At 63.1% G+C, this 12,179-nt stretch carries 13 protein-coding genes; 12 read left to right on the forward strand and 1 reads right to left on the reverse strand.

All coding sequences use genetic code 11. The annotated features are described in order from the left end of the window. Positions 1–236: 236 nt before the first annotated feature. From IPM18_12410 to IPM18_12420, 3 genes are all read left to right on the forward strand, one after another. Positions 237–794, forward strand: coding sequence for a DedA family protein (locus IPM18_12410; protein MBK9120386.1), 558 nt, complete (start codon positions 237–239; stop codon positions 792–794). A gap of 32 nt (positions 795–826) precedes the next feature. After that, complete coding sequence (locus IPM18_12415) at positions 827–1,603, forward strand: DUF502 domain-containing protein (GenBank protein ID MBK9120387.1); 777 nt, start codon at positions 827–829, stop codon at positions 1,601–1,603. Positions 1,604–1,740: 137 nt separating this feature from the next. Further along, the gene (locus tag IPM18_12420) at positions 1,741–2,049 is read left to right on the forward strand and encodes a hypothetical protein (GenBank protein ID MBK9120388.1); all 309 of its coding nucleotides are present in this window, start codon (positions 1,741–1,743) and stop codon (positions 2,047–2,049) included. On the opposite strand, the gene IPM18_12425 is transcribed toward IPM18_12420, so the two are convergent. Beyond that, the gene (locus tag IPM18_12425) at positions 2,021–2,749 is read right to left on the reverse strand and encodes a hypothetical protein (GenBank protein ID MBK9120389.1); all 729 of its coding nucleotides are present in this window, start codon (positions 2,747–2,749) and stop codon (positions 2,021–2,023) included. The genes IPM18_12420 and IPM18_12425 overlap by 29 nt on opposite strands. 157 nt (positions 2,750–2,906) lie before the next feature. On the opposite strand from IPM18_12425, the gene IPM18_12430 reads away from it, so the two are divergent. The 9 genes from IPM18_12430 to IPM18_12470 all read left to right on the forward strand — a co-directional run bounded on the left by IPM18_12430 (position 2,907) and on the right by IPM18_12470 (position 12,141). Next, positions 2,907–3,119, forward strand: coding sequence for a hypothetical protein (locus IPM18_12430; GenBank protein MBK9120390.1), 213 nt, complete (start codon positions 2,907–2,909; stop codon positions 3,117–3,119). 124 nt (positions 3,120–3,243) lie between these two features. After that, positions 3,244–3,510: a hypothetical protein gene (locus IPM18_12435; GenBank protein ID MBK9120391.1), complete on the forward strand. Its 267-nt coding sequence runs from the start codon at positions 3,244–3,246 to the stop codon at positions 3,508–3,510. Positions 3,511–4,021: 511 nt separating this feature from the next. After that, a complete protein-coding gene (locus IPM18_12440; GenBank protein MBK9120392.1) occupies positions 4,022–5,383 on the forward strand; it encodes a sigma 54-interacting transcriptional regulator in 1,362 nt (453 codons plus the stop codon). Positions 5,384–5,984: 601 nt separating this feature from the next. Then, positions 5,985–7,313: a DNA integrity scanning protein DisA nucleotide-binding domain protein gene (locus IPM18_12445; GenBank protein MBK9120393.1), complete on the forward strand. Its 1,329-nt coding sequence runs from the start codon at positions 5,985–5,987 to the stop codon at positions 7,311–7,313. A gap of 650 nt (positions 7,314–7,963) precedes the next feature. Further along, a complete protein-coding gene (locus IPM18_12450) occupies positions 7,964–8,962 on the forward strand; it encodes a sigma-70 family RNA polymerase sigma factor (GenBank protein MBK9120394.1) in 999 nt (332 codons plus the stop codon). A 287-nt stretch (positions 8,963–9,249) separates the two neighbouring features. Further along, positions 9,250–10,884, forward strand: a complete 1,635-nt coding sequence (locus IPM18_12455) for a hypothetical protein (GenBank protein MBK9120395.1) — start codon at positions 9,250–9,252, stop codon at positions 10,882–10,884. A 310-nt stretch (positions 10,885–11,194) separates the two neighbouring features. Then, positions 11,195–11,470 carry a hypothetical protein gene (locus IPM18_12460; protein MBK9120396.1) on the forward strand — a complete coding sequence of 92 codons (276 nt, stop codon included), beginning with the start codon at positions 11,195–11,197 and terminating at the stop codon, positions 11,468–11,470. Positions 11,471–11,501: 31 nt separating this feature from the next. After that, positions 11,502–11,756, forward strand: coding sequence for a DUF2934 domain-containing protein (locus tag IPM18_12465; protein ID MBK9120397.1), 255 nt, complete (start codon positions 11,502–11,504; stop codon positions 11,754–11,756). A gap of 64 nt (positions 11,757–11,820) precedes the next feature. Beyond that, positions 11,821–12,141, forward strand: a complete 321-nt coding sequence (locus IPM18_12470) for a hypothetical protein (protein MBK9120398.1) — start codon at positions 11,821–11,823, stop codon at positions 12,139–12,141. Positions 12,142–12,179: the final 38 nt, after the last annotated feature.

Consider the following 12,179-nt stretch of genomic DNA (forward strand, 5'->3'; position numbering starts at 1 on the left):
GCCCCCACCAACACTGCACGTGCGTCACCCCCCATTGCGCATTGCTCTGCAGGTTCCTCGTCTAACCACCCCGGCACGCTGCAAGTTCCTTCCCACAAGCTGACTCGATTCGTAGTGGCCGATTGTGGTCCGCAGCAACGGCTGCGTGGAGCACGCGCGTGGATTCCGACCAACCCGTCAAGACACAGTCACATGCCGCGTGGTGGCGACGCCCGCACCGTAGACTCTACGACTGGATGTTGCACTGGTCTGAGACGCCGCATGGGGCCGTCGCGCTCTTCGTGTTGGCGTTCGCGGAATCGAGCTTCTTCCCAGTGCCCCCGGACATCCTGCTGATCGCGCTGGTGCTCGGCGCGCGGCAGCGCTGGTGGCAATTGGCGTCGACCTGTACGATCGGCAGCGTGCTCGGTGGAGTGGCCGGGTACGCCATTGGAGCAGGTCTGATGGAGGCGCTCGGCCGTCCGATCATCCGCTGTTACCACGCCGAGACTTACTACCTGCATGTGCGAGCGTTGTACGCCGAGTACGACTATTGGGTCGTCTTCACCGCCGCATTCACGCCCATCCCGTACAAGGTATTCACGATTGCATCCGGCGCTTTCGGCATGAATCTGCTTGGCTTCGTGGGTGTCTCGATGATCGGGCGTGGGACCCGGTTCTTCCTGGTGGCGGGCCTGCTCTGGTGGTTTGGCCGGCCCATCCGAGACTTCATTGAGCGGTACTTTGACCTACTCGCGGTGCTCTTTCTCGTCCTGCTGGTGGGTGGATTCGTCGTATTGAGATGGGCGCGATAACGGCGCGACCCCCCTTACTTGGAGGTGACACCATGATCGGCGCTGCCCAGGGAACGGAGCTCAAGCCCGTCGAAGACCACGGCCGCGCGAGTTTCAAAGCACGGCTACGCAATCATCTGGTGGCCGGGCTTGTACTGGTCGTGCCGATCTGGATCACGATCCTACTCGTCGGATTCGTCTTCGGAATCATGCGTGATGCCTCGCTCTGGATCATCGAGGGCTTGCTCACCAGTCCGTGGACAGCACAACTCCTCGATCGCATTGGTCTTTCGTCACAGGCCGTCCAGGCAAACGGCATCGATGCCTTGCCGCCGGCCGTGCGCTGGGGTCTGAGTGGTGTTTCGGCGTTGCTTACGGTTGTGGTGCTCTATGTGTTGGGGATGGTCACCACGAACATCGTGGGACGTCGCATCGTGCAGATGGGAGAAGCGGTTGTGAACCGCTTGCCCCTGGTGAAGACCATCTACCACGCCTCCAAGCAGGTGCTCGAGACATTCGCAAGAGAATCCGGTCAGACATTCCAGCGTGTCGTCTCCGTACCATTTCCAAGCCCACACGTGCGGACCGTTGGGTTTATCACCCGTGTAACGGTTGACCCGCAAACCGGCGAAGAGGCGTGTGCCGTCTTTGTCGCCACCGCTCCAAACCCGACGACTGGTTTTGTACTCATGGTCAAGCGGGGCGATCTGATCGACTTGGACTGGAGTGTCGAGGCAGCCGTTCGTGTGATTATGTCTGGAGGGGTGCTATTGCCCGACGGCCTTGGTCCACCCGCTAGCGTACCTAGGATACCTGGATGTAAGCCCTGAGATCGAAAGTCCGAACCAGCCGGGCGAGGATCCCCAGCGGACATCGCTTCCGGCGTTGCACCGGCTCACACGGACACCCGTGCACCGCGTCTGTACGAGCACCTTGCATCACTGGAAAGCATTGAGCGCACCTCGGGATGCACGCCGTAGCCGACGATGTGCCGCCAGGAGCGGGCGAGCAGTTCCTGGATAGTGAGCTGCTCGGGTGCGGCGGGCGCCTGTCGCCCGGCCGCGAGCCATTCGGCGATGCGGCGGAATCGCCGGTGACGCGGCCTGCCGCATCCAATCAGGACCCTGACCGTCGCGGCATCGAATGCCCGCGCTGCGGGTGCCGGCACTTCCGCGTGATCTACACCCGCGCCGCCTGGGGTGGCCGGATTGTGCGCCGGCGCGAGTGCTGCCACTGCGGGCGGCGTATCACGACAGCGGAGCGAATTCACGGCTGAGCTGATGGTGCGGCGGCTGGACGACCTCGACCCATCCTTCACCCTCAACAACGGGGATCATCTGGAATAGGAGCACCGCCGGAGCACACAGCAACCACAGGATTCGAGCTTGAACGGTGTACAGCTTGTCCAGCAGCGGACTGCGTATGCGCCGGCGGGCGATCTGTGACGGAAAGCGTCGCTTGCGGAACGATGCTTGTGCGGACCGGGTCGTGCGAAGGTCAGCGAAAGTGCGAAACGGCGCGATTCGAGTTCTCTCAATGTCCGCATCGCCGGTCTTCTCGCTGCTGTAGTGAGAAAGCGCCATTGAGAGAAGACCAAATGGAATGGACACGATGAAGAGGTGCCATCCGAACCCCGTTGCGAGCGCGACAGCGATGAAGCCGGCGAACAACGCTCCGGCGACAGCATGTTTCCACTTCCAGACGCGGTGAGTCCGCTCGTGCCATTCAGCGTCCGAGCGGAGAACCAGCAGCAGACGCTGAAAAAAGCCCCACTGCGCCTTCGACAAGATGACCCTATGGTCAGTGCAGTCGTCGTAGTGGCACCAAAGCTCGAACGCGAACTTCTGCACGGTGCCGTCGCTTGTTCGCCCCGCGATCTCACTGATCTGTTCGTCGAACTGAAAGGCCGTGGAGCGATCGTCGAGGTACGTCTCGATGGCAGCTGCCAGTTCATCCCTCGCGGTACGGTCAATCATGATCTCGCTCCCTCACGCTGTAGGTGCCATTATCGGGCAGCGCGTTCTCATCGACAACCAGGGGGGCTGGCGAGGGGGCAGGTCCACCCGTGGAACAATCTGCCGTCCTTCCTCCCCACGCACGTCAAATCTCCCGTTCTCGTGTCGGTACAGGTGAATGAACGCAACGCTGCCACCAGTGTGCACGGCGGACCGGCTCAACCTTGAGCTGCGCCTGGTCCCGCACGCATATCGCGAGGACGCGGTGCAGGAGGCGTGGCTAGCGTTCCTCTCCGGCCACGATCCGGCCCGCGCCGTGAACACGTACGCACGGCGCGAGCGGCGACTCCGCCGCCGGATGGTCGGTGCGATCCGGCCGGAGCTGAACTGAAGCGGGAGGCGCTCCGGCAAACACGTCGGCTTCATGCGCCGGCACTGCAGGTTCGACCCCTGCTACCGCTAATCGCGCCGCGGTGTTCGCGGCGGCCTCACCCTCGCACGACACGGAGACGCTCATGTCATTCGGTCCGGTCACGATCTTCACGGTCGACACCATGGGTGTGCAGGCGCCCGGCGCGCCGGGACTCACGGCGGTGCAGCTCTCGAACCGCGCCAGCGAGTTCACGCTGACGCCGCCCACCACGGACGCCGACGGCTCGCCGCTGTCCGGTCTCACGTTCGGGCAGGCGGTCGTGATCCAGGCGGACGCGGTCGAGGCCGATCTGTCCGGAGGCGCGCAACGCAGCGCGCCATCGGACGCGCGACGCAGCGCACGAACGTGATCGGAGCACGGATGCTGAAGCAGCTGCGGGCATAGATGCTTGCCAGACCTTCTGGGCGGCGGTCTAGATCTACGCCACCTCGGCCGACGACATCACTCTGGGCAACCGTTTATTCTCAGCGGCCGCCTATTCCGGCGCGGGAGTGGTCCTTTCCCTGGCGGGCCCAAACGGGCAGAATAGTCGGCTAGGCGGATCCAGTCAGGTTGCTTGTAAGTCCTGCGGGAAATGATGCTTGCGGGCACCCGAGTGGAACAGGCAACAAAGGTCCGCCCACGTGTGAGACACGCGGCGGTCGACCGAGACTGTCGTCGAATAGGAGCGAATCGTGTCAACTGCTCACTCGGATGGCCAGACGACGGAGGACCGGTACCGTGCATTGCTCTCCGTTTCGGAAGCAATCGTCTCCTACCGGGGTTTGCCGGCGCTGCTCAACCAGCTAGCAGGCCGGCTCCAGGAGGTGGTGTGCTTCGATGGTCTCGCCCTGACGCTTCACGAGGCCGCAACCAACACCATGCGCCGGCACGTCTTGGCAACTCCGAAGCTCGACCTACCCGCGGCGGTTTTGGTCCTTCCCGTCGAGGACGACCCCGCGGGGTTGGTCTGGCAGACGCAAAAACCCCTCATCGCTTCGCGCGCGGACGAGCTATTGCGCTGGCCACGATTGTTGGAGCAGGTCCAGCAATATGAGGTCCAGAGCTTCTTCTGGCTGCCGTTGACAACCAGCCGACGGCGTCTGGGGACGCTCGTGTTTGTATCCAAGCGGCCGTCCGCGTACGACGAGGCAGAAACAGGATTCCTGCAGCTCATCGCCAATCAGGTGGCGGTGGCGGTCGAGAACGCGCTGGCGTTCCAGGAAATCGAGGGGTTGAAGGACAAGCTCGCCAAGGAGAAGGCCTATTTGGAGGAGGAGGTGCGCACCGAGCACCGTTTCGGCGACATCGTCGGCGAGAACGCGGCGCTACGCGTCATACTCAAGCAGGTCGAGACGGTCGCTCCAACCGATTCGACGGTGCTTATCCGCGGCGAGACCGGCACCGGCAAGGAGTTGATCGCCCGAGTCGTGCACGATCTGAGCCCGCGCAAGGTCCGCACGTTCGTCAAGTTGAATTGCGCAGCCATCCCCACGGGGCTGCTCGAAAGCGAGTTGTTCGGCCACGAGCGAGGCGCCTTCACCGGCGCGATCGGCCAGAAGATCGGACGGTTTGAGCTGGCGCATCAGGGAACACTCTTCCTTGATGAAGTGGGCGATATACCGTTGGAGCTCCAAGCGAAATTGCTGCGCGTACTACAGGAGTACGAATTCGAGCGCCTCGGCAGCACGAAGACGATTCGAGTGAACGTGCGCCTCGTGGCTGCCACCAATCGCGACCTTGCGGAGATGATTACCGCGGGTAGCTTCCGCAGCGACTTGTACTATCGGCTTAACGTGTTCCCGATCACGCTACCGCCCTTGCGTGAACGTCCGGATGACATCCCGCGCTTGGTCCGCCATTTCACGCAGGGCTTCGCGCGGCGCATGGGTCGGCGGATCGAGACCATCCCGTCCACGGTGATGGATGCCCTGGTTCGCTATACCTGGCCCGGCAATGTGCGCGAGCTGCAGAACATCATCGAGCGCGCCGTGATACTCTCCAAGGGCCCGACGCTCCAGGTGCCCGTTGCTGAGTTGCAATCGGCAGTTCAACCGGCCGCGGCCACAACCGCTACTGATTCCCTCACGTTGACCGACGCCGAGCGCGAGCACATCCTTCGTGCGCTGCGTGACACGAATTGGGTCCTCGGCGGCCCCGATGGGGCTGCAGCCCGACTCGGGATGAAGCGCTCGACACTGCACTGGAAGATCAAGAAGCTCGGCATCTCCCGGCCTGATTAGCGCGTCAACCTACTGGCGCGGGCGCCAAGCCGTTGACGCCGGAGCGCTGACGCGCTGCGAGATCCTCGACCGTACGGTCACCTCCAAGTCCTTCCACTTGCGCCGCTTAGAAAAATACGACCCTCACATGCGCCGCTGGCGCTGCCCATGCTACTCCCTTGCCAGACGAACGGGACCCGCATGAATGGGCCCGGGTACGGAAAGGAGTGGCGTGCAGGCAGCGCATACAGGCACAACAGCGGCCGGTTAGTGAAGATCATCAGCCACCCGGAATACGCGGGTGCGTAACCCGCGGGCCGGCCGCGCCAGAACGGGCGGCAGGGTTACTGCGAAAGGAGAGCTGGATGGACGGCATCTTCGGTTCGCTCTTCAGCACGCTGTCGGAGACGATCATGGGTTTCATTACCCAGATTCTCGCGCTGCTGTTCGGCGGAATCCTTGGCTAACGATGTAGCCGAGGTTGCCGGGGGCGCTCGCGCTCTGCGTGAGCGCCCCCATGCACAAAGTCGTTACCTCTCGCGCAGTGGCATCGGCTTTCTCGCTCGGGCAAGGCGGCGCGCGTAGAGTCTGTCGTGAGGCCGATATGGTTGCGGAAGCCCCAGTGGCAGATTGCCAATCCAGTGCCCGGTACTCTTACCCGCGTGACTTGGCACTATTCGTGCACGAGCGCTGGAACACAGTACATCCCACGATCGACACTGGCTTGTTGCCCGATGTGGCGACGCTGGAGGAGTTCTTTTCCGCCTGCTACCACGCGAGCGTGCTGCGCGAGGAGGATCGCCCCGTCACCTTCCGCGCCACTCTTGCCCCGCCCGAGCTATTCGCCGTCGAGGCCCGGCCGCCCGACTGCGTGCAACGGATTGATTTCGCCCGCCCGCTGCCGTTTCATCCCGATGAACTCCAGCGGCTCGCGGTCGCTACCGATCCACAGCGGACGCTCATTGGCGTGCACACGGATCGAGCAGCGGAAAGCGGCTTGTCCATATGGGGGCTGATCCATTCGGGCACCCGCTGGCTGCGGGACATCCAAGGCGGCCGGCGCGCCGCGGCGCCACTGCCGCCAGTGCCTGTCGTTCATGTCCACGCGCCCGGGAATGTCGAAGTATACAAGGCCTACGGGCTGGTTGGAAAGCTCCGCGGGGGATGCCTCTCGGGGACTCGGGTCAGCCTCTTCGAATCACAATGGCTGCCTGCGCAGTTCAGTCAGATTCACGAAGCGGTCATGAAGCGGCACGAGGTCGCCCGGCAACGAGCACGGGAGACTTGGGGCGAGCATTGGGCACCGCTCGACACCACGCTGCCGCGCAGGATTGGGGAGCGCATGCTCAAGCGTGTTATCTCCGTGCTGCGCGACGCGCGCCACGGCGGCATGATTATCTTCATCCCCGAGAAAGCCGCCGCAAGCTCGTCCGACGATGCCCACTACCTTGACTGCAAATACGTTTTTGAAGAGGGCCGACCCTCATTTCAGTTACCCGACCTTATCGTTGATATCCTCAATCGGCTTACCCGGCTCTACGGCGCGCCCTACCCGCATGTACCGCGGCCGGTCGGTTGGCACGAATTCGAAGCGACGACCGATGAGGATCTCGCGACACTCGATGAGACGCTGTTCGAGATTGCTCACCAGATCGCAGGACTGGCGTCGGCCGACGGCGCCGTCGTCCTGAGCAACAGCCACGAACTGCTGGGCTTCGGCGCCATGATCTCCGGCCGGCTGCCGGATGTCAGGAGCGTGGCACGGGCGCTTGACCTTGAAGGCGCGCGAGTCGCCGAAGAGGAGACCGCTAATGTGGGTGCGCGCCACCGCTCGGCCTATCGCTTGACCGATGTGCTGCCGGGAACGTTGGTTGTCGTGGTCTCGCAGGATGGCGGCGTGCGCTTCGTGAGCAAGAGAAGCGGGCGCGTCACCTTCTGGGAGCAGGACTGAAGCCCGGCCGTCTGTTGATGGCAGAGAGAACAAGCAGGGGCGCACTGCGAAACAGCACACTCGAAGTCTGCCCCGGGGCCTTGAATGCACAGATCTCTGCTCCGGCTCCTGCCCGTTTGAGCATTCGAAGCAATCACACTCCATCGACTTCTGACAATGGTACACCGCTTCATTGCCTTTGGCTTCGACCTTGAGCCTGCCCGGACTCGCCCAGTACCAGTACACGCCCTGATGGCTCGGCGTGAGAGCAGACGGGTTCGCGGTGTTCTTGTGCACACCACGCGACAGCAGACCGATGAACGGATGACGCGTTTCGGCATTCTTTGTCTCGAGTAACGCGCCAACCCGCCGGCGCAGGCGCCAAGAAATTGGCGCCTAAGCACGGGCGCCGCACGGCGGGCCCATCACATCGAAGTCTCACTAACTCCTTTCTCCGGAACGTCTTAGTAGAAATGGGGCTGCGATCGTCAACGTTGGAACGGCCGTTGCACATCGGATCAGCACATGATGGAAGCAAGACGGCCACGAGAGCGACGAGCGCAGATGGACGCGACTGGGCGCTCCGTTGGGCTCGAGAGGATTCACCGAGGCAACTTCGAGGTTGCGAGTCACCGCAAAGCCAGATCAAGTAAGGCAACAAGGAGACAAGTATGATTGCCGTCCGTAGTCAACTCGAAGCAACTGTGAGCCGTGCCGACAATCTGCGCCGGATTCAGCCAGCCGTCGGGTATCCTGACGAGAGCGTCCTGGGAGGTCTGTCGAGCACGGAGCGCAAGCACCTCCAGCAACTGGTGTCCCGCCCTTACGAGTACGTTTGGCATCCCGACTTCGACGACATGAGCGAGTCCTCCGGTTTGCCAGTGACGCACGAGCATCGTGAAGGCACTCCGACCCCGCAACTCGCCAACGCGGCGCGGCATCCGGGTCGGGGGAATACTCTGACCCCTGAGCAGGAGCGTCGGCATTTCATTCAATTCAACTACGCTCGCTACCGCATATTCTGCCTGCTGCGCCGGAATTGCAATCGGCGCCTCGGGCTATTCGCGGCACGCGCGCTGCTGCATTGGGCGAGAGTTGCGCAGGAGGTGCGCGCCACGATCGTGAACGCTAACACCCCCCTGGTCGTTGCGTTTGCGTCGCGTGCGAGAACGTGTGGGGTGGAGTTGCGCGAACGCATCAGCGACGGCAACCTGGCCCTGCTGAGCTGCGTCGACAAGTTCGACTGTTCCCGCGGCCACAAGTTCAGCACCTACGCGGGCCGCGCGATCTTCGCAAGCTTCTCACGAGCCATCAAGAATCGGACGCGACACTGTGCCCATTATCAGACCAGCCGTGAGCGGACCATTCACCATCGCCTCTGCATGGATCCGAGAGAAGACTTCCTTGAAAACGAAGACCTTCAGAACCTCCGAAGGGTTCTTCTCGAGAACACCGCCGATCTCAGCGCGGTCGAGAGATGCGTTCTGGACGCCCGCTTCTCTCTGAACGTCTACGGCACGGCCGACCCGGAAGAGCCCCGCACCCTTCGAGAGGTTGGCAGGGTGCTGGGAGTCAGCAAAGAGCGCGTGCGACAGATTCAGAATCGAGCGATCGGCAAGCTCCGAACCATGCTGGAGTGTCGCCAGCGCGTGGTGAGTGCGACCGCGTGACGGTGACGCGGTCAGGGCGCGCAAGCCGTGAGCCGCATGGTTGTTGCAGGTCCGAAGTTCCATGGATAGGTGGCACTGCCGGGTGTCGCCGCACCGGACGGTCCATCGTCGGAGTTCGGATACTGGGGCTTGAAGATGAGTGGACTTCCCCACTCCGTATCCACAGCGCTAGAGCACGAGTCAGGCCATGGGGATCCGCCGCCCGGGGCGAGGACGTGAGTCGCGTTCGCCTTGGTTCACGATCAGGGAGTCAGTCCGTGAGCACCGCGTGTGCAATGGAGCATCCGATGGCCAAGCGACCCCCCCAGTCTTGTCCCACGGCGATCGCACTGCTCGGCAAGCTGCCCGACGAGCAGCGCGCGTACCTCGACGCCTGCGTGGCCGTGGCCGGCGGCAAGCTTGTCCCACAAGACTCGGCCGCTTCCTTGGGCAAGTTCGTGTCGGAGCATGGCCATGGTCAGGCGGTCGTCCTGCTCGCGATCAAAAACGACATCGCCGGCGTGATTCGTATCTTGATGCAGTTGCGCCGGATGGACGCGCGGCTGCCGGTGGTGTTGCTGACCGGCAACGGTGGCCAGCGTTTCCTGCCGCTGTGGCGGGAACTGGGCGTCCATCCGGTTGAGGACCGCGAGCTGCGCGGCACGGGACTCGCTGACGTGCTGCGCGCCGCGCTCGCCGACGTTGGGGCGCCCGCACCGGGACTGGCGCCAGCGCTCACCGGCGACGAGCAAGGTGTCAACCTTGAGGAGCTGGCGGGCAACTTGAACGAGCGCATGCGCTGTGGGGCTGGCAAGGGCCAGGTCTTTCTGCACGCCTTCGTGCGCGGGAGCGGACAGAAGACGCCGGCGCGAATCACCCTGCGATGCCCACTCCGGTCGGAAATCGGCCTTCATGACTATGTCTACTACGAGCACATCCGCGGTGTGTGCTGCGGCGCCGCGGAGGGTTGCGCCGTGCTGCGCGCCTACACCGCCATGAAAGACCAGCCGATCAGCGCGTACCTGCGGGAGTGCAACAACCAGGAGCCGACGATGAACGATCATGCACATGCGCCGAGTGCCGACGCCGGGTGTTGTGAGGCAGCACCGGGCGCACGGCCGCAATCCGTTACGCATGCCCGCCCCCGGCGAGGCCTGATGGAGACCGACAACTTCCTTCTAGCGGTCGCCAAGCTGGGGGCATCCGATTTGCACCTGAAGACCGGCGCGAAACCGCGTGTTCGCGTGGGTGGAGTGCTGCGGACCCTCGATCTTGACGTTCTGCCGAACGAGGAATTTGAGGAACGGTTGTTCGAGTTCCTTTCGCCGGAACAGCAGCGGCAGTTGATGGACGATGGTTCGGTCGACCTGGCCTACGATGTCCCCAATTCCGAACGTTTGAAGCGCCTCCCGGCAGCCCACCTCGGCCGCAAGCGTCACAAGACTTCATCAAGGATGAACCCGGTTCGGCGTCTCGCATTCCATACTGCGCGCCAATCAGCCGGCGCGGGCGTCAACTGGTTGGCGCTGGAGCGCTGCCACACCGCACGGCACCGCGGCAACGCCAAGCGCAAGTTGTTGTACCCGCGACCTTTAGGGGAAACACGCTCAGCGACTATCCGCGTGGCACGTCCTGTGCTCTGCCTTTGCTCGCATGGATGCGACGAACGCCCGCTGGGTGGTCCAGCGTCAAGGGTCGCAGGCCAGATAAGGAGACTCAAGAATGAGAACATGGCGCGTTTGGTCGATGGTCCTGGTCGCAGCCGGTGTGCTGTCGGTGGGCATTCTTGGAGGATGCCCCGCCTTGCTGCCGGGTCCGGAGTCGGTGCTGGAAGGCACCTGGGAACTGGTCCCAAGCGAACCTTTGAACTCACAGCTTCTGCATTGGTACCTCACGTTCGATTCCAACGGCGACCTCACTCAGGTGAAGTACGTTTTCGTTGACCTGCCGGCAGTCACTTGGAGTCGTCCATCTGCCTCGGTTCGCGTCGATGGAAGTCGGGTCCGCATTTCGGTGCCCCCCAAAGGAAGCGGCATGCGGTTCGACGGCACCCTGGATTCCGAGGCCGATCCAACGGTTGCCATCGGCAGCCTGACCGGGGACATCGTCCTGCCAGGACTTCAGATCAGCGTATCCGAGCGTGAGGCATCACTCTTCAAGCAGTAGGGGCCGGCGTGGCTGCGAGCTCGCCGACCAAAGATGTGCACGAGTCGGCGATCCGCGGCCTCAGTGCCATTACCCGAGGTGATTTTGATGTTGCGAATCACGGCGAACGACAATCCACGCTATCTGATCTTCCGGCTCGACGGGAGACTGGAAGGTCCATGGGTCCATGAGCTGGACCGATGCTGGCGCAGTCTTATGGACAGCGCGAGCCAACCCACGATCTGTGTGGACCTCACAAACGTGACATTCGTCGATGCCGCGGGGAAGGCGCGGTTGGCCCGCATGTACGAGCAAGGAGCGCAGTTCATCGCCGGTGACTGCCTGACGAAGGCCATCGTGGCCGAGATCCTCGGCGATGAGTAACGGTCAGTTCCGAAGCGAGAGGAGATATACGATGACTTTGCGACATGGCAATCGAGTACGCAAGAACGGCGGGGCGCAGGTGGTGCGTGACTTGGAGCACGCCGACGCCATCGAGATGGGAGTCCGCGGCCCCAGCGAGGATGAAATTCGACGGCGTGCCCACGAGATCTACCTGAGTCGCGGTGGCGCGCCGGGTAACGCTGATATTGATTGGCTTCAGGCGGAAGTCGAGTTGCGCGCCCGTAAAGCCCAGGGGCGTCCCGATGGAGTCATCGGTTTGGTGTGAGCAGTTCCCCGGCCCAGGGAGCGGTCACGTAGAGCAGGCGAATGAGTGCACCAGGAGTCGAAACATGAATATTCGAGTTGTGACGCGTGTGCCGTTATCAGGCGTGGTGCAGGAGTTGGTGGAGCTGCGGCTGGGGCGTGCCCTGCGCCGCTGGGGGCAGCGGGTTGAGCAGGCGGCCGTGACCTTCGAAGACCAGAACCGACCGGGCGGTGGCGCGGGAATCCTGTGCCGGATTTGGCTGCGGCTCAACCCCCGCGGCGAGATCCATGTCTCGGCGGTCGCGGCTTCGCTGGGAATGGCGCTCAGCGCGGCGACCATGCGCGCCGGCCGATGCATCGAATCCTCAGTGCGAGCGTCCTGGCTGGAGCGCCGGCGACCCGCATGAAGGAGAGCAGGTCATGAGTACCCAGGTGCTGAAGAACG

This window comes from Phycisphaerales bacterium (genome assembly GCA_016716475.1).
Lineage (GTDB): Bacteria > Planctomycetota > Phycisphaerae > UBA1845 > Fen-1342 > JADJWG01.

Excerpts from the sequence above, each read along its gene's own strand:
- IPM18_12410 (MBK9120386.1), top strand. The coding sequence starts at position 237 with ATGTTGCACTGGTCTGAGACGCCGCATGGGGCCGTCGCGCTCTTCGTG.
- IPM18_12415 (MBK9120387.1), top strand. The coding sequence starts at position 827 with ATGATCGGCGCTGCCCAGGGAACGGAGCTCAAGCCCGTCGAAGACCAC.
- IPM18_12420 (MBK9120388.1), top strand. The coding sequence starts at position 1,741 with ATGCACGCCGTAGCCGACGATGTGCCGCCAGGAGCGGGCGAGCAGTTC.
- IPM18_12425 (MBK9120389.1), bottom strand. The coding sequence starts at position 2,749 with ATGATTGACCGTACCGCGAGGGATGAACTGGCAGCTGCCATCGAGACG.
- IPM18_12430 (MBK9120390.1), top strand. The coding sequence starts at position 2,907 with ATGAACGCAACGCTGCCACCAGTGTGCACGGCGGACCGGCTCAACCTT.
- IPM18_12435 (MBK9120391.1), top strand. The coding sequence starts at position 3,244 with ATGTCATTCGGTCCGGTCACGATCTTCACGGTCGACACCATGGGTGTG.
- IPM18_12440 (MBK9120392.1), top strand. The coding sequence starts at position 4,022 with ATGCGCCGGCACGTCTTGGCAACTCCGAAGCTCGACCTACCCGCGGCG.
- IPM18_12450 (MBK9120394.1), top strand. The coding sequence starts at position 7,964 with ATGATTGCCGTCCGTAGTCAACTCGAAGCAACTGTGAGCCGTGCCGAC.
- IPM18_12455 (MBK9120395.1), top strand. The coding sequence starts at position 9,250 with ATGGCCAAGCGACCCCCCCAGTCTTGTCCCACGGCGATCGCACTGCTC.
- IPM18_12460 (MBK9120396.1), top strand. The coding sequence starts at position 11,195 with ATGTTGCGAATCACGGCGAACGACAATCCACGCTATCTGATCTTCCGG.
- IPM18_12465 (MBK9120397.1), top strand. The coding sequence starts at position 11,502 with ATGACTTTGCGACATGGCAATCGAGTACGCAAGAACGGCGGGGCGCAG.
- IPM18_12470 (MBK9120398.1), top strand. The coding sequence starts at position 11,821 with ATGAATATTCGAGTTGTGACGCGTGTGCCGTTATCAGGCGTGGTGCAG.